Below are 24,404 nucleotides of genomic sequence, written 5' to 3' on the forward strand. Positions count from 1 at the left end.
GTTGATGATCGAAGCGAGCCGCAAGTCTCGGATTCGATATCGGAAACATAATAGGGTCGCTTCGGTCATCATATCTTTGGACTGGCTAACCGGAAATAGATGCCGGAGCCTTGGACAGGAACGTGCGTCAGCGGACCCATCCCCGCGGCACGGTTAATTGGGGTATGTGACAATGAAGACCTTTCTTAAGAATTTCATCGCTGACGAATCGGGCGCCTCGGCTGCCGAATATGCTCTCATCATCGCCATCGTCGGCGTCGGCATCGGTGCCGCCGCTCTGGCGCTGGGTTCGAACGTGACTGCCGCTATCGGTGGCGCTTCGGACGACGTGGCAGCTTGCGCAGACGGCGCTGGCACGGGCGTTGGTGGTATCGTCACCGACTACACCACGGTTCGGTGCTGATAATCTAAAGTTCCTGGCCCCGCCCTTATCTGGTCGGGGCCAGGAATTCCTTTTCGATTTCGCGAGGGGGCGAAGCGATGCAAGGGCGCAATATCATTCTGATCGGCGCGGCGGTGCTTTTGGGCATTATCGCAGTCATTTTGGCCAACGCGTATTTCTCGGGTGTCGAGGAAAGACAGCAAGCTGAAGCCAAGGAACAAGAGATGGCGCGCATTGTCGTCGCCACGCAGCCGATCGAATTCGGCACTCCGCTGACCGAACAGAACATCCGCCTGCAGAATTTCCCCGCCAGTTCCATTCCGGAAGGGGCATTTCGCTCCATTCCCGACGCGCTTAAGGACAATCGCGTGGCATTGCGCCCGATCGTTCCCGGCGAACCAGTTCTTGCGAGCAAGGTCAGCGGCACGGACGGCCGAGCTACGCTCGCCGCTTTGCTGCCCGACGGCTTCCGCGCCATCACCATTCCTGTAAACAACATCAACGGCGTGGCCGGCTTCGTGCTGCCCGGCATGATGGTCGATGTCTTGCTGCTCCGCCAGATCGAAGGCGACGGCGCGACCGGTTCCGACCAGCGCGCCGACCTGGTCATGGAAAGCGTCCAGGTTCTGGCAGTCGACCAGCTAGCCAACGAGAAGACCGGAGAACCCAAGGTCAGCCGCAGCGTGACCGTGGCGGTCACTCCGCAGGATGCCTCGCGCCTGGCGATCGCCAACCGCATGGGTACGCTCCAGCTCACGCTCCGCAAGATGGAGCCGCAGTTCACCGTCGATGGCGAATCCACCCAGCCGCGCATCGCGCGCACCACTACCAGCCGAAACCTCGGCCTGCCGCGCATTGTGATCGGCGGCCGTGGCGGCGGTGGAGGCGGCGGCAGCGCCCCGGCTCCGCGTGCGCCAGCGCCGGTGCTCGCCTCGATCAACCCTCCGTCAACCGTTCCGGGTGTATCCATCCCGACCGGTCCCGCAATGACCGTCGTGCGCGGCACGGAACCGACCAGCTACCAGGTCGGCAGCATGGGAGCCATTCGATGAAATCCGCCCGTTTGGCCTTCTCCGCGCTCGCGCCGCTCGCGCTGCTGGCCGGCACCGCGCTGACCGCAGTTCCCGCATTCGCGCAGGACGGAATCCACGCTGGTTCGCTCGAAGTGCCGGTAAACAAGAGCCAGGTCGTCTCTGCCGACCGCGCGATCGCCCGCGCGATGATCGGCAACGCCGCCATCGCCGATGTCGTGCCGATCTCCGAACGGTCGGTCTATGTGCTGGGCAAGGCGTTCGGCACCACCAGCCTGACGCTCTACGATCGCGGCAACCGCGTGATCGCGGTGATGGACATCGAAGTCGGCCCGGACGTCGAGGCGCTGCGTACACAGCTCGATAGCCTCGTTCCCGGCCAACCGATCGAGGCGCGGATCTCGGCGGGTAGCCTGCTGCTCACCGGCCTCGTCAACGATCCCGGCGCCGCCGATCGCGCGGCGCAGCTTGCCAAGGCATACGCCGGTGACAAGGTTATCAACATGATCAGCGTCGGCGGCAGCCAGCAGGTGATGCTCGAGGTCAAGTTCGCCGAAATCAATCGCCAGATGGGCGAGCGGCTGGGCGTCGGCGGCTTCGGCCTGTCGAACGACGGCACCTTCCGAGGGGCATTGGGTGAAGGCGCGGCCCTTTCGGGGGTCGGTCCGCCCACTCTTGGCGCGATCACCGATGCTTTCGGTATTTTCACCAAGGCGTTCAGCATCGGCTCGCTCAATCTCGATGCGACGCTCGACGTGCTGGAACGAAAGGGTCTGGCCAAAACTCTGGCCGAGCCGACGCTGGTCGCGCTATCCGGCGAGAAGGCCTCGTTCCTCGCCGGCGGCGAGTTTCCCATCCCCGTGTCGCAAGGTGGCGGCAGCGGCAGCGGCGGCGGTACCGGTGGTGGCGGCAATGCCATCACGGTCGAATTCAAGCCGTTCGGCGTCAGCCTGGGCTTCACTCCTACTGTGCTTGGCGACAAGGTCATCAGCCTGATCGTCGAGCCGGAAGTCAGCTCGATCGATCCCTCGGCCTCGGTCACCGTCAACGGCCTCGTCGTGCCGGGCCTCCAGACGCGCCGGGCGAGCACCACTGTCGAACTGCGCGACGGCGAAAGCTTCGCCATCGCGGGGCTGTTGCGCACCGACTACCAGACCACAGTGCGCCAGCTTCCGCTGCTCGGCAACATTCCGATCCTCGGCGCGCTGTTCCGCTCGACTGGCTTCCAGCGCGGCGAGACCGAGCTGCTGATCGTCGTCACCCCGCGCCTCGTCGCGCCGATCCGGCCCAACCAAGTGCGCCTGCCGACAGACCGGATCGCTGATCCCAAGCCGGTGGACGTGCTGCTGACAGGCGACAGCTACCGCCCGATCCCGCTCGCGCCGGTTGCCGGGGCGCTGCCAGCAGAGGCAGCCGTTCCCGCAACCACCGATGCTAACACGCCCGAAGGAGACGGCTATGACTATTGATCCCCGCCGTCTCGCGCTGATCGCGCTGCTTCCGGCGCTGGCCGCGTGCGAGCACAACTATCCCGGACCGCCGGCATCGAAATTCGGCGACGCGAACCGCGCCACGCTGGCAGCGCAGGTCGTCGATCCCGATCCGCAGTATGACACGATCAATCCCCCCACCAGCGGCGAAAAGGCCGGCCAGGCGGGCGAACGCTATCGCAAGGACGCGGTGAAGAAGCCCGATCGCACAAGCTCTACCGCAAGTAGCGGCGGCGGCGGCGGCGGTGGCGGTGGACCGAACTGAAAGGTGCATAATGAGACGGCGTCCGGTTGATCTGATCCGCAGCGAGGGAGGGGCGGTTGCCGCTACCTATGCCATTGCGCTGATGGGATTGATCGCGATCGGCGGCGTCGGCTTCGATTATACCCGCCTCGTCGGCATGGATACCGAACTGCAGAACGGCGCGGACCAGTCCGCCCTTGCCGGTGCCACCCAGCTCGACAAGACCGACGGCTCGTGCGCCCGCGCCGGCAACGCGGCGGTCGAAATGCTGCGGAACATCACCCTGCTGGCCAGCAACGGCAACCAAGTGACGATCAACAGCGGCAATACGGTCGCAGTGACGAGCGACCAGTGCGATGCCTTCGTGCCCGGCACCGGCCAGCCCTTCACCGTCCGTTTCTTCAGCACCTACATCGCGCAGGGCGACGCGGGCAACGTGCTCGCGACGACTGACGAGGAAGCGCGGTACATCGAGGTCCGCGTCGACGAGGAAACCGCGAGGTACGCTTTCACGCCGATCGGCGCGATGCTGCGGACGCTTGCCGCGCGCGCCGTCGCCAGCACCAGCGGCGCGATCTGCGGCACCGCCGCGCTTTCGTATTGCAATCCGGCCCTGCCGGCCGGCTTCGATGCGGACGCCTACAAGGGCCGGGGCATCCTGATCGGCACGATGAGCAATTCGTTCCCGGGCGGTGGCGGAACCTGGGGATACCTCAAGATCCCGCCGGCCAACACGTCGAGCCCTGCAGATATCGAAGAGGTCCTCGCCCAGGACGAACCCGCCATCGAATGCCGGGCCGAAGACGCCAGTCCGATCGCGCAACCGGGTTCGGCATCGGGCCTCGTGCGCGCGATCAACACGCGCTTCGACATCTTCGACAACAACATCACGAACAACAACCAGCCCTGCGAAGTGCTCAGCGATTGCGGTCCGGCGGCCAACGTCATCAAGGACCTGGTCAAGGACGACAAGAACAAGTGGGTGCTGCCCAGCAAGCAGTTCACGCCGATCGCCCGCAATGGCGCTTACAATCCCGCCAGCACCTATCAGAACGGAACGATCGGAATACCCGATTCGATGGGTCTGCCGCGGGACCTCTGCCACTACGGCAGCTACAACGCCTCGTGTTTCAGCCTGACCGGCGGCGCGGGCGATATCGGCAATGGCGAATGGGCCAGGCAGGATTATTTCAGCAAATATCACCCTGGTCGTGGGCCGACCAACGCCAGCACGATTACCCGGTACGAAACCTATCTCTGGGAGCAGGAGGAAGGGTACCTCGACTCGCTCAACAACATTTCGGGCGGTCCGGCCGGCACGCAGTACAGCAGGCCGGTTACCGTCGCGGCAAGTTCGGGCATCTATGATCGCCGGGTCCTGACGGTCGCCTTCACGCGGGGCACCAACGGTTCCTGCCCGGGTGCGAACGATCCCGTTCGTGTGGACGATTGGGTCGACGTATTCTTCGTGCAGCCGGGCGTCAGCAAGCGCGGCAACTATCCGGATGGCGTGCAAGAGAACAGCAGTGACCCCGTCTATGTCGAAATCATCGGGCGCTCGAAAGTCTCCGACACGAAGCAGCTCGCCTTCCGCCAACAGCCGTATCTCATCGAATGATTCGTTCGTTCGCCTCGAGGTTCTACAAGGACCGGACCGCGTCCGCGGCGGCAGAGATGGCCCTCATGCTGCCGGTGTTGTTCGCGCTCATCTTCACCACCTATGAAGGCGGCCACTACATGTGGTCCGAGCACAAGGTGCTGAAGGGCGTGCGCGATGGTGCACGCTATGCCGCGCGGCTGCCGTTCACCAATTACGACTGCACCGACACTGACCTGGTCGGCGCGGATGCCGCGACGCGCGTTACGGAGATCAAGAACCTCACCAGGACGGGAGCGATCAGCGGCGGCGCGTCGAAGGTACCCGGGTGGGCGGATGACGACATCACCGTCACGGTCCAGTGCAACGCGACCTACACGACGGGTCTGTATTCCGGCATATCGGGCGGGGCGCCGACCGTGACCGTGGCCACGGTGGTAGAATACCCGTCGATCCTGGGCCTGCTCGGCTTCGACACCAGCGGCGCTGTCGTACGCGGACAGGCCAACGCAGCGGTGACCGGACTATGAGCCGCGTCCGCTTCTTCCTGCGCGATCAGCGCGCCACCTCCGCGGTCGAGTTCGCCCTGGTCGTGCCCCTCATGCTGCTGTTCCTGCTCGGCATCATCGACGTCGGCCGGTTCATCTGGAACCTGAACCAGGCGGAGAAGGCCACCCAGATCGGTGCGCGCTGGGCGGTCGTGACCGATATGGTCCCAAGCGGCTTGGCAAACTACAGCTTCGCGACCTCGGGGGGCGTCGCGCAGGGTACCGTGGTGCCGAAGGCGCTGTTCCCCGGCATCACCTGCACGTCGACCGGCTGCGTCTGCAAGACCGGTGGGACCTGCAATTTCGGGACGAACCGGAATGCCGACGCATTCAACCGTCTGGTCGGCCGGATGAACCAGATTTACGGAGGGATCGGGAGCGCCAACGTGACTGTCGATTACGACTGGTCAGGTCTGGGCTATGCCGGCGACCCGACAGGTCCGGATGTCGCTCCCCTGGTGACGGTCCGCACGACCGGGCTGCAATTCCGGCCCACGTTCCTCGCGAACATCTTCGATTTCGGCCTTCCCGACCTGTCTTACACGCTCACGATGGAAGACGGCCAAGGCACGTTCGCCAACTAGGATCGCGATGATGAACCCGGCCAACCCATTCCGCTCGAAGAAGCACGCAGTTCACGGTTTACCGGGGATCGTAACCTTCCGCCAACTGCAAACCCTAGAACATGGAGATGGGTCAGTCTCGCGCTGACACGGCAACGAAATGGGACATCAGGACATTCCTCTGGATTTGCGAGACCGCATGCAGTTTGCCTCTACCGGCCGGTCGGTCGTCGTCGCCGATCGCGAATACATCGATGCGCTTCAGTCCGAAGGTGCCTTGCGCGGCTGCGGTAGCGTGGCGATCATGCCGCTTGCAAGTGACGCATCGATCCCGGCGGATACATTGCGCGGCGCGCAGGTGCTGGTGCTCGAAGTCGATCCGGCGCTCGAGTCTTCCCTGCAGCGCCTGTCCAACATTCGTGCGGAGCATCCCGATCTCGCGGTTATCGTGGCCCTTCGCGACGCGAACGTGGCGCTGGTTCGCACGCTGATCCGTCAGGGTGTGGTGGACGTTGCGCAGTTGCCGTTCTCGCCCGACAATCTGGCGACACAGATTCTCGACGCGCTGTCCAGCCAGACCGAGCATGTCCGCTCCGGCCACCTAGGTACCTTGTTCACCGTCGTCCAGGCGACCGGCGGTTGCGGGGCGACAACCGCGATCACCCACCTCGCCGAAGTGCTTGCCCGGACGAATGCCGGATCGCGGGGCGTGTGTCTGATCGATCTCGATCTTCAGGGCGGCGACATTGCCGCCTACCTCGGCGTCGAACCGAAGGCGACTGTCGAACCGCTCATCGAGGCCGGCGGACGGCTCGATGCCGAACTGATGCGCAGCGCGGTTACCGAAACGCGCTATGGGTTCGACGTTCTCGCTGCGCCCGAAGCCATTCGCCCGATCGACAAGATCCACGCGGACCACCTGCTCGCGATGCTGCGCATGGCCCAGTCCATGTACGACTATGTCCTGGTCGATCTTCCGCCGGTCTGGACGAACTGGTCGTTGTCGGTGGTGCAGGCCGCGGACCGCATCGTCCTCATTTCCGACAAGTCGATCGCTCACCTGCGTCAGGCCAAGCGGCGCCTGCGGCTGTTCGAGGAAATCGACGTCCCGCGCTCGCGCGTCGAAGTCGTCGTCGGCCGGTCGGAGCGCAAGTTGTTCGGAGCGATCAAGGCCGACGACGTGCGCGATACGCTCGGCGGCGAGATGGCCGGTTCACTGGCCAGCGAACCTGCCCTGCTGCGCGAAGCGCAGGATGAAGGACGTTTGCTCAGCGAAACGCATCCCAAATCGCGCTTCGTCACCGATATCGCTGCGCTCGCGGCGACCATGGCAGCCAAGGCGGGGGCGCGCTGAAATGGACTCGTGGTCGCTAGGCTCCGCACCTTCCGGTCCGATCGTCGGACCCATGGGCAATGGCGGCACGGAAAAGCACGAGCCGAGCGCGATCGAGCGCAGGCTTGCCCTCAAGGTCTCGATCCACCGGGCACTTCTCGACAAGATCAATCTGGGCGCGCTCGACCAGCTGCCGCGGGCCCAGATCGAGGTCGAGATCGGCGAGATCGTCAAGGAGCTGCTGAAAGAGCGCAGCGAGGTCGTCAACGCCCAGGAACGCCAGCAGCTCGTGGTCGAAGTCCTCGACGAGCTTCTGGGTCTCGGGCCGCTCGAACCGCTGCTTCAGGATGAAACGATCACCGACATCCTGGTCAACGGCTACCGTACGGTGTTCGTCGAGCGTCACGGGTTGCTGGAGCGCGCCGACACGCGCTTTCAGGATGAGAAGCACCTGCTGCGGATCATCCAGAAAGTGGTGAGCGCAGTCGGCCGACGGATCGACGAATCCTCGCCCTTCGTCGATGCGCGCCTGGCCGACGGATCGCGCGTCAACGCGATCATCGCGCCGCTGGCGATCGACGGATCGCTGCTTTCCATCCGTAAATTCGCCAAGAAGCGGATCGGGATGGACAAGCTGATCGAATTCGGCAGCATCCCCGACCAGATGGCGCAAGTCATGCGGGCGCTCGTCTATTCGCGCAAGAACGTGCTGATTTCGGGCGGCACCGGCTCTGGCAAGACTACCCTGCTCAACGCCATGTCATCGTACATCGACGAGCGCGAACGTATCGTCACGATCGAGGATTCGGCCGAGCTCCAGCTTCAGCAGGAGCACGTGGCCCGGTTGGAAACGCGCCCTGCAAACATTGAGGGGCGCGGCGAGGTGTCGCAGCGCGACCTGGTCAAGAACGCGCTCCGCATGCGCCCTGACCGGATCATCGTGGGCGAAGTTCGCGCCGGCGAGGCGTTTGACATGCTTCAGGCCATGAACACCGGTCACGACGGATCGATGACCACGGTTCACGCCAATACGCCGCGCGATGCGCTGTCCCGGCTCGAGCAGATGATCGGCATGAGCGGGATCGAGATTTCGCCCGCTTCGGCCCGTGCGCAAATCGCGTCCGCTATCGATGTAGTGGTTCAGGTGGCCCGCCTCGCAGACGGGCGGCGAAAGGTGGTCAGCCTGGCCGAAGTGACCGGCATGGAAAGCAGCACGATCACCATGCAGGAGATTTTCCGCTTCAAGCAGACGGCCCGGACCGCCGAGGGTGCCGTTGTGGGCCATTTCGAGGCCACGGGCATCCGGCCCAAGTTATTGGCCGACGCATCGTCGGCGGGTATCGACCTGCCGTCCGAGCTGTTCCGTCCCGAGCTCAAGCTGAACTGACATGCTCGACCTAATCCTGCGCGTATCGGTCCTGCTGGCGATCTTTGCGTCGGTGTTCGTGCTGTCGCAACTCGTCCTGGGCGGGATGTGGCGCAGCCGGTCTCGCACGGCCGCGGTCAACCGGCGGCTCGAGCTTATCAAGCTCGGATCGGACCGCGCGACGATTGCGGCCCAACTTCGCAAGAACGCACCGAGCGATTTTTCCCAATACCCTTCGCTGATCGCACGCCCGCTTCGTGCGCTGCAGAGCGCGCTTTTCGCGTCCGCAGTCAGCTTCACCCTGGGCCAGATGCTGTTCTGGATGGGATTTGCGCTCGTGCTGCTGAGCCTCGGGTTGATGCTCCTGTTCTCGCTGTCCGGCATTCCGCTCACCGCCGGCGTCGTGCTGCTGGCGATCGTCCTTGCGGCGTGTGTCGCGATCGGCCTGCCGGTGGTTATCGTGAACATCTTCGCCCAGCGGCGGCGCAAGAAGATGGAGCAGCAGTTTCCTGTCGCACTCGACATCTTCGTGCGCGCCTTGCGCTCGGGGCACCCGGTGGCCGGCGCGATCAACCTGCTGACCAACGAGATGGAAGATCCCATCGGCAGCGAGTTCGGCATCGTCGCCGACGAGATCGCCTACGGCGCCGACCTGACCGACGCCCTGGAATCGATGGCCGATCGCTGGGACATGGAAGACATTCGCATGTTCGTCGTCTCGCTGGCGGTCCAGGCGGAGACGGGCGGCAACCTCGCCGAAATTCTCGAGAACCTTTCGACCGTCATCCGCGCGCGCGCCAGCCTGTTCATGAAGGTTCGTGCGCTCAGTTCCGAGGGACGAATGACCGGCTGGATCCTGACGGTGCTCCCGATCATCACTTTCGTCAGCATGTTCCTGATCAATCCGCGCTTTTACACCGACGTCGCGCGGGACACGATTTTCGTTGTCGGTTTCCCCTCGCTGATCATCGTCTATTTCATCGGCGTCTTCTGGATCCGCAAGCTCGTGGACATCAAGGTCTGACATGATCGAACTCGCCGCCCAGAACCAGACCGTCCGCCTGCTGATACTGCTCGCGATCTTCGGGCTCGTAGCTGCGATTTCGCTGTTCGTCCTGAACGTCGCCAATCGCCGGATCGCCGTGCGCGCCCAGCTCGACAAGCTGGAATCGATGGACGTGATCACCGCGACGCACGGAGAGAGCCTTCGCTCGCGCGATACCGCCTCAGCGTGGTCCCGCATGGCGGAATACGTCGAGAAGGCCGGTCTCAACCTTACCGACACGAAGTCGGAACGGCTGACCGCGCTGCTTCGCCAGGCCGGATACACCTCGTCGGCCGCGCCGCGAATCTACACCCTGATCCGCTTGGGGCTGATTTTCCTGCTGCCGATCGGTTACATCCTGCTCGCCTATTCGAGCGAGGAGCCGCCCTCTTTCGTCAGGGTGTACGTGATCGGTTCGGTGCTGGCGCTCATCGGTCTCTACCTTCCCAATCTGTACGTCCGGGCCAAGGCCGATCGCCGGCGCGAGGCGATCATCAACGGCTTCCCGGATTGCCTCGACCTGCTGCTGATCTGCGTGGAATCCGGTCTCGGTCTCGAGGCCGCGATGGACCGGGTCGGCCGCGAAATGGCCGTTTCGCACCCGCTGGTCGCCGAACTGCTATCGATCACCACCCTGCAATTGCGCGCAGGCGCGTCGCGCGAGGAAGCCTTCCGGCGCATGGCCGATGCCTCGGCGGTCGACGAGATCCGGTCGTTTTCGACGCTCATCATTCAATCGGACAAGCTCGGCACGAGCGTCGCGACTACGCTGCGGGTCTATGCCGCAGAAATGCGCGAGCGGCGCCAGATGCGCGCCGAGGAGAAGGCGCACCGCCTGCCGGTGCTGATTTCCATCCCGCTCGTCGCCTGCATGCTGCCGACGATGATCGGCACCTTGATGCTTCCGGCTGCGATCCTGATGATCCGCCGGATTTTTCCGTTGATGGTTGGAGGAGGATAACATGAGCCGATCGATAGGCCGCAAGGCTAGCGCCGCTTCCGTCGCCGTAATGGCCTTGGCGCTGGGGGGGTGCCAGGTCCTGGGAATCGGAGGGCCTCGCATGGCGCGCGCACCAGCCGATGCAGACGCTACTCTTATTGCGAATTTCGGCAGCGAACAGCTTGAGCTCGGGCGCACGGCACTCAAGGAAGGGCGTACCGTTGCGGCAATCGACGCCTTCATGATCGCCAAGTCTTTCGAACGCGAAGCGCCCGCCGCCTATAACGGATTGGCCGTCGCCTACAGCCGCCTCGGACGGGAGGATCTCGCAGAGCGCTTCTTCCAGGAAGCCGTCGCCCGTGCGCCGGATGACACGCGCTTTCGCGCGAACCTGGCTACTTTTTATGTTCGTCACGGCATTCCGCGTTCGACCCAGCCAGCCCTCGCGATCGCTCCGGTCGAACCTTTGGTCGCGCCCGCGCCCGAATTGGCTGCGGCCCCCGTGCAGGTCGATCCCGTGCGGATCGACCCCGTGGCAGCGGTCGATGCGAAATCGAAGGTTTCGGCGAGGACGCCCTCGTCTGGCCTTCGCCGGATTTCGCGGCACGAAGTGAAGATCGTCGGCAACACCCGAAGGGTGATTGTCGAGGTTGGCGGTGCGACCACGCCGGCACGGGTCGGCACGGTAAAGCTTGCCGCGACGGGCGCTCGCACTCCGCTTAGGAAGGCGCGACCTGCATATCCCGTTCGCGTCACACTCGACGACTAGCGCGTGGATCTGAGCGGCCTGCCTGCCATCGCGATCGCGCTTCTCGCCTGTCTGGCGGGATTGGTCGCGACGGCGATCTGGACCGACGTGCGCAGCCGCCGCATTCCGAACTGGCTCTGCGGAGCCAATGCGGTACTGGGGCTTTGCTATTCGGGTGTCGCCGCCCAGGCGCCGGGCGATCCCTGGCCGGCGGTCGGTTTCGCAGCCCTTCATATCGTCGCAGCCCTGATCGTCACGATGGGATTGTTCGCGGTCGGAGCCATCGGTGCCGGAGACGCCAAATACTATGCTTCCATGGCCGCATGGCTGCCGATCCAGCAGGCGCTCGGATTGGTGGTGAGCGTTTCGCTGGCTGGCCTCGTGCTGGTCGTGATCTTCCTCGCCGTCCGGTTGCCGGGACGGGCGCGTCGGGACAAGACCAGGAAGACCGACTTCGACAAGCTTCCCTACGGCGCGGCAATCGGTTTCGGCGGGCTGGCAGCGGTCCTCATGGCATGACGACAGCGGGCCGAATTCTTTCTGTCGCTCTGTTAGGGGGAGCATTCGGAGCAGGGGCATTGCCGGCCCAAGCCGAAGCTCCGGAGACCGATTCCGTCGCACTGACCGTGGACCGCGGGTCGGGCATGGCCGCGATTACCGTAAGCAAGGCCGGTGACGGGCTGGGCGCTCCGATCATCCTGCGTCCGAAGGAGCCGACGCCTGCGCCGGGAACGCGGACACTTCGGGGAAATCCCCCGGCAGGAATGCCGGTGCGGTCGTCCGCCGTCACCAGCCGGTTCGGGATGCGCCATCACCCGACGCTGGGCCGGACCCGAATGCATTCGGGTGTCGACCTGGCGGCTCCGACGGGCTCGCCCGTGGTCGCCGCTGCCGATGGCGTTGTGGCCTACGCCAGCTGGCTGGGCTCTTACGGCCTGCTCGTGACGCTTCGCCATGCATCGGGTTTCGAGACGCGGTTTGCACACCTCTCCCGCATCCTGGTCAGCCCGGGCCAGCAGGTTTCTCGCGGACAGGTCCTGGGCTTGGTCGGCTCGACGGGGCGTTCGACCGGCGCTCACCTGCACTACGAGGTCCGGCAGAACGGGGCGGCGGTCGACCCGCTCGGTTTTCGATAGGGCGAACGCCTGGCTTAACCCGATCTCAATGATGATCGCCTATCCCGAGCTCCATGTGGAGTTCGCTGTCCCCGCTGCTCGAAGCGCTACTGAAAGTAGGCGCGCTTGCGTTCGTCCTGAACGAAATCCGCGGCATCGTCCTGGCCGTACCGGTGCTCTATGGCATCTACCAAGCGGGCGGGACCTGGATGGCGATCTGGCTGGGCATATCGTCGCTGGGCGGGATCGCACTCTCGGTAGTCGTTCCAGTATTCGCCGCACGCAAGCTGAAGAAGCACATGGCGCGCCGCGCGCCGGCGCACGCCTCGGCCACCTGATCACGCTCAAGAATATAGGCTAGCCGCGGGCAAACTCCGCACGCATGGCCACCACCCCATCACATCGAACTGCTTCCGCTGCGCAGTCTCCTGCGGCGCGCAGGTAAATCGGCTGTCCCAGGAACAACGGGGCCATCGCCCGGAAAGAGAAGCGGGCAAGCGGTCCTTCGCGCATGGCAAGCGCTGCCAGCTTGGTCGCGGTGAAGGGGCCGTGCACCACCAGCGCCGGATACCTTTCCACGTCCCTCGCGTATGGCAGGTCATAGTGAATGCGGTGCCCATTGAAGGTAGCCGCGGAAAATCGGAACAGGTTCACTGCGCCCGGCATCCAGAGTTCGCCGACCAGCGGGGCAGGTAGTGCGTCGGGCAGTGGTGCAGGCTCGCCTTCTCCGCGATAGACGAAACTTTGCCGCTCGCGCACGCGAACCGCGCCGCCTTGCTCGATCGTGCGCTCGACTTCCACGAACACGAGGTCGCCGCTACGCCCGCGCTTGTGACTGACGTCCGCAATCCGCGAGACGAGGCGCGCGTCCACTTCCAGTTCGAGCGGTGCGTGGAACTCCATGCTGCTTGCCGCGAACATTCGGCGCGGCAGAGTGATATCGGGTAGGAACCCGCCTCGCCGCGGATGCCCGTCGACATCGATCGACCCATCCTCCGGCGATGGAAGGAAGAAAGCCCAATGGGAAAGCGGCGGTGCCGTTTCTTCGACCGCGAAATCGGATCCGACCGCCAGCGCAAACCGGCGCAGCTGCTCGGTGCCTAGCTTCTCGGTCCGCTCTTCCAGTCGGCCGATAGCTTTACGCCAATCGTCGACTTGGCCCTCTGCTAACTGGTTCATAGATGACTTCCCATCGGTGTCGCGTTCTGGAGGACATACAAGCTGGGTCACTGATCCGCCGATGCCTTCGTCGCAGGGAGGTCGGCTTCGGGCAATCGCGGAGATCCCGGGAGGTGGACTTGAAGGCAGCACACTGCCAAATGAGAGGTGGTGCTATCGGGGTAGGTGGGAGGAGGGAAACAAAATCTCCAATCAACCCCATGGACAGTAGAAGTTAGTGATTACCACCGGGTTCCGGGGCTGCTACGATGGTCGCGCAGCGGAGCGATCGGGAGGCGGGACGATGCTGTCATCTAAGAAAAAGACCAGCGATGAGCCGCCACCCCAGAAATCCTTGGCAATTACCCTGAATGGAGCGATCGAGGTTCTTGGTTCGAAGTCCGAACCGTTCCGGATCATAGTTTTGGCCCAGGCGATGGAAGCCTCGTCGCAACCGGGGGCGAAACCAGAAGAGGCAAAGAGCGCGAGTACCAGGCGTTTTACGATGCCTTGCGCAGCACCGCGCCGTGCAGCGAGCTCGAGGGCGTGCTCGCGGTCTAGATGATTGCCGTGCACAACGGGGCCGTGGAGTGCATGTGGCGCGCGATGCTGGAGAGGCAAACCTTCGAGGGACGCGAGCAGAACATCAAACAGGCGGGGAAGCTGATGGGTCTCGACGAGCGGCAGCTCGCCGCGCTCGACAAGCACAGCGGCAGGGCCAGCAAGAGCTCACGTCGGCCGTCAACTGAAATCTTTACCCGCCCTTAAACAATGATGGTTAACCAAACGTCAGCTGTGGCGGCCATTCCGAGGCGAAATGACCAAGTTGATAATTCAAATACCCTGCCTCAATGAGACCGCAACTCTCGCTGCGACGATTGCCGCTCTGCCGCGGCAGATCGACGGAATTGAGTCAATCGAGTTCCTCGTGATCGATGACGGCAGCAGCGATGATACTGGTGTTCTTGCTAGTCAACTTGGCGTGCATCATGTCGTTCGACACCGCCGCAACCGTGGGCTCGCCGCCGCTTTCCGAAGCGGTGTTGACGCTGCCCTCGCCGCGGGGGCCGACGTGATCGTCAACACCGACGGCGACGGGCAGTACGAGGGCGCCGACGTCGCCCGCCTAGTCGCGCCGATCGTAGCAGGCGAGGCGGACATCGTCGTCGGCGACCGCGGCGTCGCCAAAAACGCCCATTTCGGGCTAATCAAACGCCTGTTGCAGCGGTTCGGCAGCTCAATCGTCCAGCGCCTCGCTGCAACCGATGTGCCCGACGCGGTCAGCGGCTTTCGTGCGCTGAGCCGCGAGGCGGCGCAGCGGATCAACATCACCACCGAGTTCTCCTACACGACCGACATGCTAATTCAGGCCGGGCGCAAGCGGCTCGCGATCGCCAGCGTGCCGGTGCGGACTCACGCCGTCGAGCGACCGAGCCGGCTGTTCCGCTCCGTCCCGCGCTTCATCGCACAGACCGGCGTAACGATGGTGCGGGCCTACACCACCTACAATCCGCTGCGCGCCTTCGTCGGTACCGGTATGGTCGTCGGGCTGATCGGCCTCGTCCCGATCCTGCGCTTCCTGTGGTTCTGGATAAACGGCGAGGGAGACGGGCATATCCAGTCGCTGGTCCTGGGCGGCGTGCTGCTGCTGTTAGGCGTGCTGGTCGCGATCCTAGGCATGCTGGCCGACCTGATCGGCGCCAACCGAAAACTGCTCGAGGCGACGCTCATTCGGCTGCAGCGGCTCGACGACGCCATGGCTACGCAGGCCCAAGGCCCACCTTCCAAGGATTCGGCACCGGAAGCGGCCGACAAAGCCGCGTGAGTGGGGCCGTCAGTGAGCTCGCGCCCGAGCAGGGTAGCCCCTCACGCCCCGTCCTCGCTGCGTTCGGCGAGCACCACTTAGTCGCTGGCGCGATCCTGGGCGTCGTGGCGCTGCAGGTGTTCATGATCTTCACTCAGTCGATGAACTGGGACGAGTTCTTCCACTACAGTCAGGTCTACGAGCTTCAGCGCGGTGAGCTAACCCGCAACTACCAGGTGCTTCACGCGCGCGTGTTCGCCTGGGTGCCGCTGCTCGGCGGGGACATCATCACGCAGCTGCAGGTCGCGAGGCTGGGCATGCTGGGGTTCGAGCTGGTCGCATTCCTGGCTGTCGTCGGCCTGGCCAGGCAGTTCGCCGACCGCACCGCAGCGTGGCTCGCGGGACTGGCGTGGCTCGCGGGTGGCTATGTCTTTCTCCACGGCTTCTCGTTCCGCGGCGACCCCATGGCGACCGCGGGATTGATGACGGCACTCTACATCGTCTCGCGGCGCAAGCTGACCTGGCCGATGATCCTGCTTGCGTCGGCCGCCGTCGCATTCGCCTTCATGACCACGCTGAAGAGCGTGTTCTACGCGCCCTGCTTCGCCGGACTCGCCTGGCTGCGCTTTACCCAGAGCGCCGATCGCTGGGATCTGGTGCGCCGTTATGCAGCCGTGGCCACACTGGCGCCGCTGTTCTTCGCTGCGATGTACTTCCTCCACCGTTCGGGGCTTCCCACGGCCGAGGTCACCGCCCCGCGGCTTCCTTCTAACGGCACCCGTTTCTTTGCCGAGGGACTGTTCCCGCGAGGCCGCTATACGGTGACGCAGCTGGCGATGGCCCCGGTCCTGCCGCTCGCGGTCGGGATCGCGTCCTGGCTTGCATGGTGCGCCCGCCAGCACGCGCAGCTGCTCGCCCTGGCCGGCTTGGTCGTGCCGGCGCTGGCGGTCATCCTCTATCGCAACTCCTTCCCGTACTACTTCGTCTTCGCGCTGGCCCCTTTTGTCGTGGCCGCCGCCTCAGGGCTCGCGTCGCTGAAGGGCCGTTTCGGCACCGTCCTCCTTGTCGTGGCGCTGCTGATTTCGCCGATCGTGCTGACGCTGAAGGAGCCGAAGAACATCCTGCCACGCCAACGCGCGGTGATCACCGAGGTCAACCGGCTGTTCCCGCGCGACACGCTGCACCTTAGCTACACCGGCATGCCAGCCGATTATCCGCGCGTTCTCAATCACCTGGTTTCGGGCATCGGCATCGAGGGTTACTATCGCGCGGAGCGACCGAAGATCGCCGAGGCTATAATCGACGGTAAGCTGGCCTTCGTTATCGCCGACAATCCGGTGATCATCGCCGCGCTCGCCGGCAAGCCAATGCCGCGAACGCTGCTGCCGGCGGACGTGGCCGGCTTGCAGCGGAACTACGTCAACTACTGGGGGCCGATTTGGCTGCCAGGCAAGCAGGTCGACCGAGCCGGAGCGTTGGAGATAGACATTGCCGGCCCGTACACGCTGGCCGGGGCTCCGGTCATGCTCGACGGCGCGCGCCTGAGCCCGGGGGCGACGGTCAACTTGCAACGGGGCACGCATCGAGTAGCGCCTCCCGAGGATGGCGAATCAACGTTCTGGCTCGGAAACAGGGCACCGGTTTCGCCCACTCAACCGCTAACGGGCCCCTACTACTATGGCTTCTGACGTAGCGTCGGGCAGGCGCGAGCCGCGCATCGTCTTTGTGACCCGCAAGTGGCCGCCGGCGGTGGGCGGGATGGAGACCTGGTCGTATCGTCTAGCTCAATCGCTGCAGGCGATTGAGCCAGTGCAGACCATCGCCTTGCCGGGGCGCAACGACGGGATGCCACCTTCGGCTTGGGCGCTGCTCGCGTTCCCGTTCACGGTGTTGGTCAGGCTATTGGCGCGGCGCGCGAAGCCCGAGGTGTTACACCTCGGGGACATGGCGCTGTGGGCGCTGGCGCTGCCCATCCTTGGCGGACGGACGACACGCATTGTCATCTCGGCGCATGGCACCGATGTCTCCTATCCCCGGCGCGGCGGCATCAAGGGCCGGCTATACGGCGCCTACCTGAGACTCGGGGCCCGGCTGCTTTACCGGGCCACGGTTGTCGCAAACTCGCACGCCACAGCCGAGATCGCCGCCGAAAGCGGCTGGCGTGCTGCCGCGGTCGTGCCGCTGGCGACCGACATGAGCGGCCCCGCTCCCACCGGCCAGCACGACGGCACGCTGCTGTTCGCCGGGCGCCTCCTCGAACACAAGGGTTGCGGCTGGTTCCTGCGCGAGGTCATGCCGCTCCTGCCGGCCGAGGTAAGCTTGCGCGTCGCCGGGACCGGCTGGGACGCGGCCGAACGCGCTGCCCTCTGCGGGCCGCGCATTGAGTTCCTCGGCGCGCTGCCGCAGAAGCCGCTCGCCGAGGCCTATGGGCGCGCGTTGTGCGTGATCATGCCGAACATCGTCACTCCGCGCGGCGAGGTCGAAGGCTTCGGTCTGGTCGCGCCCGAGGCCGCGGCGGCTGGCGGCGTGGTGCTCGCGGCCGACCACGGTGGGCTGCGCGATGCTGTGCTCGACGGCGAGACTGGATTTCTGGTCCCGTCTGGCGATGCACAGGCCTGGGCTGCTGCGGTCCAACGCATCGCCGCGTGGACCGATGCGCAGCGCACGGCTTTCATCGAACGGGCTCAGGCGCGCGCGCGCGCGCACTTCAGCTGGGCGCGGGTGGCGGCGCAGGTGCATTCGCTTTACGAGGGCGCGCGATGACCGTGGCGTCGCTTCTCTCGCGCTGGCTAGCGAGGCCGCTAGGGCGGACATCGGTCATGAGCCTGGTAATCCGGCTCGCCGGCCTCACCCTCGGCTTCCTGCAGGCCATCCTGTGCGCGCGACTGCTCGGTGTCGAAGGATACGGCACGTTCGCGCTGTCGCTGGCGGTGGCGCAGATCGCTGCGACGTTCGCCTTGCTCGGCCTTCACAATCTGGCAGTGTGCCGAGTGGCGGAGCTGCTGGCGAACCGCGCGTCGAGCGAGGCGCGGCGATTCGCGGGAAGGGCACTGGGAATCGCAACGGTGGCGGGCCTGGCCCTGTCGGGGCTGCTGGCGATAGCCGCGGTCGCACTGGCGCAATGGCTCGAACCTTACGACGCGGCCTTACTCGCGGCGGCCATGCTGATCGTGCCAGTGACGCTTATGCTGCTTTTGCGCGGGCTCACCCAAGGCGCGGGAGCGATCATCGGCGCGCAGCTGCCGGGCGACGTCCTGCGTCCGGCGCTGTTCTGCCTGGCGCTGTTGGGGGTATCCGCGACGGGCGCGATGCTCACCCCGACTTATGCCTTGTTGCTGCTCGCAGCAGCCTTCGCAGTCGCTGCCGTGGTCGCCGCGGCTTGGTGTAGATTCGCGATGCCGCCTGGCGAAGCGGAGGCGCCGGCCTGCTCCGACTTCCGCCTTCTCCCTGCCGCCGCGCCCTTCTTAGGCCTCAGCCTCGGCACCATCGCTATGGCCGAGGCGGCGACGCTACTGCTAGCGCTGTTCGCGGAACCGAGCGATGTCGGTATCTACCAGCCGGCCGCGCGACTTTTGGTATTGATGACCGTGCCGGTCCAGGCGGCGGCGATGGCCTTCGCCCCGCGCGTCGCCGAGCTGAATGCGCGTGGCGAGGCGGAGGCGGTCGGCGCCCTGACCCGCCGCTTCACTCTCGCGACGACCGCTGGCACCACGATTGTCAGTCTGCCGATCGCGCTGACCGCACCGTGGCTGCTGGCGCTGTTCGGCGACGAGTTCGCGTTGGCGGCGCCGCTGGTGTGGATCTTCGCCGCGACCCAGATCCTCAACGCCGCGAGCGGGCCGGTCGGCTACCTGATGACGATGACGGGTCGGCCAGGCAGCTCGCTGCGTGCCCAGATCGCCGGGCTCGCCGTTATCTTGGCCGGTGGCACGGTGCTAGTGTCTCTCTACGGAGCGGGAGGCGCGGCGCTGGCGACCGCGCTCGGCATCCTAGTGTGGAACGGCGCGCTGCTACGCGTGGTGCGGCGCGAGCTCGGCTTCGACCCGTCGCTGGTCTCCGCCTTTAGACGCCCGGCAGGAGCGGCCTGAGATGCGCGTCAGCGAACTGGTTCAGCTCCGAGCGCAGCTCGCAGCATCGCCCGTGCAAGCGTCGGCCCTCGGCCTCGGGATCGGTCTGCAGCCTCGCGAGACGAGCGCGGAAATCGCCAGCGTCGAAGTCGCCAAGGTCGATCACGTTATCCGCCAGGCCGACGGTCTCCGCGAAGTCGCGACATTTGTCGCGGTAGCCGATCAGCAGTGGTGGCACGCCGCACGCGGCTGCGAACACCGCGCTGTGGAGGCGCACGCCAAGCGCGAAACGGGCTTCGCACGCCAGCCGACGGTAGTCGGCGAAGTCGACGGGTTGGTGAATCTCCGCGCCGCTCATTCCTGCCACTACGAGCAACTCCTCGAGCACCGGCACATCGGCGGGATCGAAAGCCACGGCCATCGGCTCGAACCCCCGTCGCGCCAGATCTCTGATCGCGTCGGCGAAAGCCGCCTGCACGGCCTCGAGGCGGCGCCGATCTTCGGGGAGCCGGGCCGGGGCCATGTTCAACAGCAATCGCCGACCTGTCCAACCCGCCTCGGGCTCATCGGGGGTCAGCGCCAGCGCAAGGTCGCCGATTACGTGGGCACCCGAGAAACCGGCTTCCGCCAGCTTGGCGGCGGACAGCGGACCGCGCATTCCGACCCCGCGGAAGCGCGCCAGCGCCACCGCCCAGCGCGGGTCGAGCGGCTCCTCCACCGCCGACAGTCCGGCGCTGCCGACGCCGGTGCCGAGCGCGACGAACGGCACGCCGCGGCGCAGGCAGTCCTCGACCAGCGCCAGGCGGCCCGGGTTGATCAGCGTTCCCCCGCCCAAGACGACCGCCGCGAAGGTTCGCGACCCCGAAGCGCCAATCGCCGCCAGTACCCGTTCGCTTTGCGCGCTCAGCACAGGCTCGAGCGGTTGCCCGAGCAGTTGCTCGGCCGCGGCGCGCATCGTTTCGTCGCCGAGGTTGCCGTGACCGAGCCAGCCGATATAGCCGATACGCGACGCGCGTCCCGCCAGCCGCCGGGCCGCGACCGCGATGAGCGGGGCTGGGCCGCCGCTCATCGCGCAGCTCCAGCCGCTTGAGATGTGTCGATGACCAAGCCTAGCCTTGCCGTGATCATTCCCGCCTACGGCCCCTCGCCTCACTTGCGCCTAGTGCTCAGCGCGCTGTTCGCCGGCACGGATCGCCCCGACGAAGTCTGCGTCAGCCATAGCGGTTCCCACGACCCGCGCGAGTGGCTGGCGGGCGAGTTTCCGCAAGTGCGTGCGCTGCACTCGCCCGAACGACTATTCGCCGGCGCAGCGCGCAACCGCGGCGCGGCCGAGGTGAACGCGGAGATCCTGGCTTTCTGCGACAACGACACGCTGCCGCAGCCCGACTGGGCGCAGCGCATCCGCGGCCATTTCGCCGAGCGCGACGGCGTGTTTCTGGTCGGCTCGGTCGGCGTGGCGACCAGCGGCGGGTACTGGGGTATGGCCACTTGGCTTTGCGAGTTCAGCGAGCAGGCGCCGTGGAGGCCTGAGGGCGAGCAGCCCGGCGGCGCCTCGTGTAACATGGCCGTGCACATCGACGATTTCCGCCGAGTGGGCGGCTTTCCCGAGGATTACCGCGCCGGACAGGACACGATGTTGCTTCATCGCCTGCGCGAAAGCGGCCTGAAGCAGATGTTTGACCCGCGCGTTGAGGTGCGCCACTGCAACATTGCCGGGTTCGGGCACTTTGCCCAGCACTTAGCGAACCAAGGACGACACTTTGCGAAGGTGCGGCGCGCGGCACAGCTGCCGGGGCACACTGCAGTGCGGTTCTGGCCATTGGCGCCGGCCCTCGGCCTGGCCAAAGGCGCGCGGATCGTCGGGCGGATCGCAGCCGCGGGGCGGTTCGGAACGCTGCTGGCTCGACTGCCGGGCATAGCGATCGGAATGGCAATCTGGGCAGGGGGCTGTACCTACGCGGCGGCCAGCCGGCGGTTCACCGGCGAATACTGACGGTGATCTCGGTCATCCTCCCGTCGCGCAATGGCGCCGATACACTTCCCGATGTGCTGGCTGCGCTGGAGAACCTCGCCGCTCCTCGGGATGGGTACGAAATTCTGCTCGTGGACAGCGCCAGTGACGATGACATCACATCCGCAATGCTGCGAGACTTTGCCCACCGGCATGAGCGGGCATCGCTAATCACTGAGCCCGTTGCCGGCAAATCGCGCGCGCTGAACCGGGCGATTGAGCAAGCCCAGGGCGAACTGCTGGTGTTTCTCGATGACGATATGGTGGTCGCCCCTCACTGGCTGCTCGAGTATACCGCAGCGGCCGAGCGGCATTCTGCCGCAGGGTTGTTCGCCGGAGCGATCCTGCCGCGCTGGCGCAGCCCGCCATCCGCATGGCTCGCCGGTCTGGCCGCGGAGGGCAGGTCGTGCGGGGCGACGCCCGCGAGCACTCCCGAAGGCCCGTGCCGGCCGCAGTTGCTCAAGGGCGGTAACTTCGCAATCCGCCGCAAGACGCTAGGCGCTCATCGCTTCGGGGGGGGAGGGGCAGATTTCGGCTCGCCGGGTGCCATGGGGGGCGAGGATACCGATCTCGCCACGCGAGCAGTCACGAGCGGCGCCGTTCTTGTGTTTGTTCCGCAGGCCGTTGCGGAGCACATCGTCCAACCCGAGGAGATGACGCCAGCAGCCGTGTTCGCGCGCTATCGGCGAATCGGCGGTAGTCAATCAGTGCGGCGGCCCCGACTCATCGCCGCAATAGCTGACTCGCTGGCCGTCGCGCTGTTTGGCACTGCCGCGGCGGGAAATTTCCTGATTGGTCGCCGTGTCGCCGCTGCGCGGAACTTGACGCGCCTCGCCTCGCGCTCCGGCCGATTGGGAAGCTTGCTCCGCCCGTAGACGAGGTGCTGGCATGGTGGGGGGAGTTCGTAGTGGAGTGGCAATACATCGCGCCGGGCAAACCGATATAGAACGGCTTCTGCGCGAGCTTTAACGGCCTTGCATATCGTCGCAGCCCTGATCGTGACGATGGGATTGTTTGCGGTCGGAGCTATCGGTGCCGGGGACGCCAAATATTATGCCTCGATGGCCGCGTGGCTGCCTATCCAGCAGGCGCTCGGATTATTGGTGAGCGTTTCGCTGGCAGGTCTCGTGCTGGTTGTGATCTTCCTGGCCGTCCGGCTACCGGGACGGGCGCGTCGGGACAAAACCAAAAAGACCGACTTCGACAAGCTTCCTTACGGCGTTGCAATCGGTTTGGGCGGGCTGGCAGCGGTGCTCATGACATGGCATGGCCGCGATTCGTTCCGGTATTCGCCGCGCGGAAGCTCAAGAAGCACATGACGCGACGGACAGAAACCGAAGCTTCGATGCCTGATTGTCGTTACGGTAAAATATCGAGGGCAGGCCAATCGTACTCCGGCGGCTTTTAGTCGACGTCGAGCTTTCTGTTGCTGCCCATCATGAGCGTGATCGGGCCAGTTATCCAGATCACGAGCCCTCCCTCAATCTATTGATCCCGGATCGCTTGGATCCTCGTTTCTTGGTCTCCCGCGGCCTTGGCGTAGGCCATCTGCGCTACCTTGCAATTCAGCAGGAAGCATCTCCTCGAGAGCCGCGAGCCAGGGCGTGAGAAATTCGCCAAGAGCCTTACCGTGCTCAGTCAGTTCATACTGGTTCGCATGGTGATCTGATCGTTCAAGCAGAACCAGCCCAAGGTCCTTCTCAAGTGCCGATATTCGCCGGCTGATGCTGGCTACAGTGAGACCCTGGTCGATCGCCGCCTTGGCAAAGCTTCCTGTGCGGGCAAAGCTCTCAAGCCCGCGCAGATTCTGCAAGCTCGGTTGGGCTCGCCTGAACGGTTTGATCCGTTTAGCGCGATCAACCCCTGTTAGGGCCACAATGAACTCTCCTCGTTAGTCGGACGCTCTAGCGTCGGGGGGAAACGTAATAAAAGCAATGCTCAAGCTTTACCGGTCACCCGCCTACGGGGTCGCATGCGTGGTATGGGCTGGGTTCTCGCCGAGCTTGGCTTCCCAGGCGAGCGCGTGGCGCACGATCGTATCGAGATCGGCGAACTGCGGCACCCACGGCAGGGCATTCAATATCCTGGCGTTGTCCGCGACGAGGCAACCGGGATCGCCGGCGCGGCGCGGCTCGATCACGCGCGAGATATTGCCGCCGCTCACCCGGTCGACCGCATCGAGAACCTCCAGCACCGAGAAGCCCCGCCCGTATCCGCAATTCATCTGTAGAGAATGGGACGGCTGCGCGACCAGCGCCTCGAGCGCGTGAACGTGGGCTGCGGCAAGGTCCGACACATGGATGTAGTCGCGCACGCCCGTGCCGTCGGGTGTTTCGTAATCGGTGCCGAACACCGCCACGCCGTCTCGCTTGCCGAGCGCGGCCTCGACCGCGACCTTGATCAGATGCGTCGCCCCAGCGGTCGACTGTCCGCTGCGACCCAGCGGATCGGCTCCGGCGACGTTGAAATAGCGCAGCGCGCAATAGTTCATCGCGTGCGCCGCTGCCGTATCGGCGAGCATCCGCTCGGTCATCAGCTTGGACCAGCCATAGGGGTTGATCGGCACCTGAGGACAGTCTTCCGGAACGCGTTCGATACCGGGCACGCCATAGGTTGCGGCCGTGCTCGAGAAGATGAAGTGGGGCACGCCTGCCTCCACCGTCGCCTCGATCAGGGCGCGGCTCTTTGAGGTGTTGTTGTGATAATAGCTCAGCGGCTTCGCCACCGATTCCGGCACGACGACCGAACCGGCGAAGTGCATGACCGCGCGCGTGCCTTGCGACTTGAATATCCGCGCAAGCAGTTCCGCGTCCTCGATGTCGCCGTGAAAGAAAGGAACGTCGTCAGGCACGGCGAAACGGAATCCCGTCGCCAGGTTGTCGATCACCGCGACCGGATATCCTGCATCCCGCAGGGCCAGCACCGCGTGACTGCCGATGTAACCGGCGCCCCCGGTCACGAG

27 protein-coding genes are annotated in these 24,404 nt (G+C 65.1%); 22 read left to right on the forward strand and 5 right to left on the reverse strand.

The window, feature by feature from the left end:
- Positions 1-172 precede the first annotated feature (172 nt).
- From AR323_RS15075 to AR323_RS03485, 15 genes are all read left to right on the forward strand, one after another.
- Entirely contained in the window at positions 173-403 is a 231-nt protein-coding gene (locus AR323_RS15075; RefSeq protein ID WP_057882508.1) for a Flp family type IVb pilin, read from the forward strand.
- Between the two features lie 77 nt (positions 404-480).
- Positions 481-1,434: a Flp pilus assembly protein CpaB gene (cpaB, locus tag AR323_RS03420; protein ID WP_057882509.1), complete on the forward strand. Its 954-nt coding sequence runs from the start codon at positions 481-483 to the stop codon at positions 1,432-1,434.
- Complete coding sequence (locus AR323_RS03425; protein WP_057882510.1) at positions 1,431-2,882, forward strand: type II and III secretion system protein family protein; 1,452 nt, start codon at positions 1,431-1,433, stop codon at positions 2,880-2,882. The genes cpaB and AR323_RS03425 overlap by 4 nt, the downstream gene beginning before the upstream one ends.
- Positions 2,872-3,168, forward strand: coding sequence for a hypothetical protein (locus tag AR323_RS03430; RefSeq protein WP_057882511.1), 297 nt, complete (start codon positions 2,872-2,874; stop codon positions 3,166-3,168). The genes AR323_RS03425 and AR323_RS03430 overlap by 11 nt, the downstream gene beginning before the upstream one ends.
- A 10-nt stretch (positions 3,169-3,178) precedes the next feature.
- Positions 3,179-4,765 carry a TadE/TadG family type IV pilus assembly protein gene (locus AR323_RS03435; protein WP_083495207.1) on the forward strand — a complete coding sequence of 529 codons (1,587 nt, stop codon included), beginning with the start codon at positions 3,179-3,181 and terminating at the stop codon, positions 4,763-4,765.
- Positions 4,762-5,274 (forward strand): TadE/TadG family type IV pilus assembly protein, encoded by a 513-nt coding sequence (locus tag AR323_RS03440; RefSeq protein ID WP_057882513.1) that lies wholly within the window; start codon positions 4,762-4,764, stop codon positions 5,272-5,274. The genes AR323_RS03435 and AR323_RS03440 overlap by 4 nt, the downstream gene beginning before the upstream one ends.
- Positions 5,271-5,876, forward strand: coding sequence for a TadE/TadG family type IV pilus assembly protein (locus AR323_RS03445; RefSeq protein WP_057882514.1), 606 nt, complete (start codon positions 5,271-5,273; stop codon positions 5,874-5,876). The genes AR323_RS03440 and AR323_RS03445 overlap by 4 nt, the downstream gene beginning before the upstream one ends.
- A 178-nt stretch (positions 5,877-6,054) precedes the next feature.
- Positions 6,055-7,209: an AAA family ATPase gene (locus tag AR323_RS03450; RefSeq protein ID WP_057882515.1), complete on the forward strand. Its 1,155-nt coding sequence runs from the start codon at positions 6,055-6,057 to the stop codon at positions 7,207-7,209.
- Positions 7,210-7,261: 52 nt separating this feature from the next.
- Entirely contained in the window at positions 7,262-8,575 is a 1,314-nt protein-coding gene (locus AR323_RS03455) for a CpaF family protein (RefSeq protein WP_057882516.1), read from the forward strand.
- Between the two features lies 1 nt (position 8,576).
- Positions 8,577-9,578 carry a type II secretion system F family protein gene (locus tag AR323_RS03460; protein ID WP_057882517.1) on the forward strand — a complete coding sequence of 334 codons (1,002 nt, stop codon included), beginning with the start codon at positions 8,577-8,579 and terminating at the stop codon, positions 9,576-9,578.
- 1 nt (position 9,579) lies between these two features.
- On the forward strand, positions 9,580-10,560 hold the full coding sequence (locus AR323_RS03465) for a type II secretion system F family protein (RefSeq protein WP_057882518.1): 981 nt from the start codon (positions 9,580-9,582) through the stop codon (positions 10,558-10,560).
- A gap of 100 nt (positions 10,561-10,660) precedes the next feature.
- Positions 10,661-11,308: a tetratricopeptide repeat protein gene (locus AR323_RS03470; protein WP_161808711.1), complete on the forward strand. Its 648-nt coding sequence runs from the start codon at positions 10,661-10,663 to the stop codon at positions 11,306-11,308.
- A gap of 3 nt (positions 11,309-11,311) precedes the next feature.
- Entirely contained in the window at positions 11,312-11,806 is a 495-nt protein-coding gene (locus AR323_RS03475; RefSeq protein WP_057882520.1) for an A24 family peptidase, read from the forward strand.
- A 59-nt stretch (positions 11,807-11,865) separates the two neighbouring features.
- Entirely contained in the window at positions 11,866-12,423 is a 558-nt protein-coding gene (locus AR323_RS03480) for a M23 family metallopeptidase (RefSeq protein WP_057882521.1), read from the forward strand.
- Positions 12,424-12,476: 53 nt separating this feature from the next.
- A complete protein-coding gene (locus tag AR323_RS03485; protein ID WP_057882522.1) occupies positions 12,477-12,740 on the forward strand; it encodes a hypothetical protein in 264 nt (87 codons plus the stop codon).
- Between the two features lie 19 nt (positions 12,741-12,759).
- Here the strand turns inward: AR323_RS03485 and AR323_RS03490 are convergent, their stop codons facing one another.
- The gene (locus AR323_RS03490; RefSeq protein WP_057882523.1) at positions 12,760-13,581 is read right to left on the reverse strand and encodes an FAS1-like dehydratase domain-containing protein; all 822 of its coding nucleotides are present in this window, start codon (positions 13,579-13,581) and stop codon (positions 12,760-12,762) included.
- 243 nt (positions 13,582-13,824) lie between these two features.
- Entirely contained in the window at positions 13,825-14,268 is a 444-nt protein-coding gene (locus AR323_RS14630; protein WP_152980289.1) for a hypothetical protein, read from the reverse strand.
- A 109-nt stretch (positions 14,269-14,377) separates the two neighbouring features.
- On the opposite strand from AR323_RS14630, the gene AR323_RS03500 reads away from it, so the two are divergent.
- The 4 genes from AR323_RS03500 to AR323_RS03515 all read left to right on the forward strand — a co-directional run bounded on the left by AR323_RS03500 (position 14,378) and on the right by AR323_RS03515 (position 19,452).
- Complete coding sequence (locus AR323_RS03500; protein ID WP_057882525.1) at positions 14,378-15,385, forward strand: glycosyltransferase family 2 protein; 1,008 nt, start codon at positions 14,378-14,380, stop codon at positions 15,383-15,385.
- Between the two features lie 104 nt (positions 15,386-15,489).
- Complete coding sequence (locus AR323_RS03505; RefSeq protein ID WP_152980290.1) at positions 15,490-17,052, forward strand: ArnT family glycosyltransferase; 1,563 nt, start codon at positions 15,490-15,492, stop codon at positions 17,050-17,052.
- On the forward strand, positions 17,042-18,127 hold the full coding sequence (locus AR323_RS03510) for a glycosyltransferase family 4 protein (RefSeq protein WP_057882527.1): 1,086 nt from the start codon (positions 17,042-17,044) through the stop codon (positions 18,125-18,127). Before AR323_RS03505 ends, AR323_RS03510 begins: the two co-directional genes overlap by 11 nt.
- Before the next feature lie 56 nt (positions 18,128-18,183).
- Entirely contained in the window at positions 18,184-19,452 is a 1,269-nt protein-coding gene (locus AR323_RS03515; protein ID WP_057882528.1) for a lipopolysaccharide biosynthesis protein, read from the forward strand.
- Here the strand turns inward: AR323_RS03515 and AR323_RS03520 are convergent.
- Positions 19,427-20,500 (reverse strand): polysaccharide pyruvyl transferase family protein, encoded by a 1,074-nt coding sequence (locus AR323_RS03520; RefSeq protein ID WP_057882529.1) that lies wholly within the window; start codon positions 20,498-20,500, stop codon positions 19,427-19,429. The two genes, AR323_RS03515 and AR323_RS03520, sit on opposite strands and share 26 nt — an antisense overlap.
- Positions 20,501-20,530: 30 nt before the next feature.
- Between AR323_RS03520 and AR323_RS03525 the strand changes: the two genes are divergently transcribed.
- The 3 genes from AR323_RS03525 (at position 20,531) to AR323_RS03535 (ending at position 22,761) form a co-directional block, all read left to right on the forward strand.
- Entirely contained in the window at positions 20,531-21,424 is an 894-nt protein-coding gene (locus AR323_RS03525; RefSeq protein WP_123321860.1) for a glycosyltransferase family 2 protein, read from the forward strand.
- A 2-nt stretch (positions 21,425-21,426) separates the two neighbouring features.
- Positions 21,427-22,317: a glycosyltransferase gene (locus AR323_RS03530; RefSeq protein WP_057882531.1), complete on the forward strand. Its 891-nt coding sequence runs from the start codon at positions 21,427-21,429 to the stop codon at positions 22,315-22,317.
- A gap of 99 nt (positions 22,318-22,416) precedes the next feature.
- On the forward strand, positions 22,417-22,761 hold the full coding sequence (locus tag AR323_RS03535) for an A24 family peptidase (RefSeq protein ID WP_057882532.1): 345 nt from the start codon (positions 22,417-22,419) through the stop codon (positions 22,759-22,761).
- A 161-nt stretch (positions 22,762-22,922) separates the two neighbouring features.
- Here AR323_RS03535 and AR323_RS15335 read toward each other — a convergent pair whose 3' ends face one another.
- Together AR323_RS15335 and galE are read right to left on the reverse strand one after the other, a co-directional pair.
- Positions 22,923-23,318, reverse strand: a complete 396-nt coding sequence (locus AR323_RS15335) for a LysR family transcriptional regulator (RefSeq protein WP_407701063.1) — start codon at positions 23,316-23,318, stop codon at positions 22,923-22,925.
- 84 nt (positions 23,319-23,402) lie between these two features.
- A partial coding sequence (gene galE, locus AR323_RS03540; protein ID WP_083495234.1) for a UDP-glucose 4-epimerase GalE occupies positions 23,403-24,404 on the reverse strand: 1,002 nt, incomplete at its 5' end.

This window comes from Tsuneonella troitsensis (assembly GCF_001441535.1).
GTDB lineage: Bacteria > Pseudomonadota > Alphaproteobacteria > Sphingomonadales > Sphingomonadaceae > Tsuneonella > Tsuneonella troitsensis.

Excerpts from the sequence above, each read along its gene's own strand:
- AR323_RS15075 (WP_057882508.1), top strand. The coding sequence starts at position 173 with ATGAAGACCTTTCTTAAGAATTTCATCGCTGACGAATCGGGCGCCTCG.
- cpaB (WP_057882509.1), top strand. The coding sequence starts at position 481 with ATGCAAGGGCGCAATATCATTCTGATCGGCGCGGCGGTGCTTTTGGGC.
- AR323_RS03425 (WP_057882510.1), top strand. The coding sequence starts at position 1,431 with ATGAAATCCGCCCGTTTGGCCTTCTCCGCGCTCGCGCCGCTCGCGCTG.
- AR323_RS03430 (WP_057882511.1), top strand. The coding sequence starts at position 2,872 with ATGACTATTGATCCCCGCCGTCTCGCGCTGATCGCGCTGCTTCCGGCG.
- AR323_RS03435 (WP_083495207.1), top strand. The coding sequence starts at position 3,179 with ATGAGACGGCGTCCGGTTGATCTGATCCGCAGCGAGGGAGGGGCGGTT.
- AR323_RS03440 (WP_057882513.1), top strand. The coding sequence starts at position 4,762 with ATGATTCGTTCGTTCGCCTCGAGGTTCTACAAGGACCGGACCGCGTCC.
- AR323_RS03445 (WP_057882514.1), top strand. The coding sequence starts at position 5,271 with ATGAGCCGCGTCCGCTTCTTCCTGCGCGATCAGCGCGCCACCTCCGCG.
- AR323_RS03450 (WP_057882515.1), top strand. The coding sequence starts at position 6,055 with ATGCAGTTTGCCTCTACCGGCCGGTCGGTCGTCGTCGCCGATCGCGAA.
- AR323_RS03455 (WP_057882516.1), top strand. The coding sequence starts at position 7,262 with ATGGGCAATGGCGGCACGGAAAAGCACGAGCCGAGCGCGATCGAGCGC.
- AR323_RS03460 (WP_057882517.1), top strand. The coding sequence starts at position 8,577 with ATGCTCGACCTAATCCTGCGCGTATCGGTCCTGCTGGCGATCTTTGCG.
- AR323_RS03465 (WP_057882518.1), top strand. The coding sequence starts at position 9,580 with ATGATCGAACTCGCCGCCCAGAACCAGACCGTCCGCCTGCTGATACTG.
- AR323_RS03470 (WP_161808711.1), top strand. The coding sequence starts at position 10,661 with ATGGCGCGCGCACCAGCCGATGCAGACGCTACTCTTATTGCGAATTTC.
- AR323_RS03485 (WP_057882522.1), top strand. The coding sequence starts at position 12,477 with ATGTGGAGTTCGCTGTCCCCGCTGCTCGAAGCGCTACTGAAAGTAGGC.
- AR323_RS03490 (WP_057882523.1), bottom strand. The coding sequence starts at position 13,581 with ATGAACCAGTTAGCAGAGGGCCAAGTCGACGATTGGCGTAAAGCTATC.
- AR323_RS03500 (WP_057882525.1), top strand. The coding sequence starts at position 14,378 with ATGACCAAGTTGATAATTCAAATACCCTGCCTCAATGAGACCGCAACT.
- AR323_RS03510 (WP_057882527.1), top strand. The coding sequence starts at position 17,042 with ATGGCTTCTGACGTAGCGTCGGGCAGGCGCGAGCCGCGCATCGTCTTT.
- AR323_RS03515 (WP_057882528.1), top strand. The coding sequence starts at position 18,184 with ATGAGCCTGGTAATCCGGCTCGCCGGCCTCACCCTCGGCTTCCTGCAG.
- AR323_RS03520 (WP_057882529.1), bottom strand. The coding sequence starts at position 20,500 with ATGAGCGGCGGCCCAGCCCCGCTCATCGCGGTCGCGGCCCGGCGGCTG.
- AR323_RS03525 (WP_123321860.1), top strand. The coding sequence starts at position 20,531 with ATGACCAAGCCTAGCCTTGCCGTGATCATTCCCGCCTACGGCCCCTCG.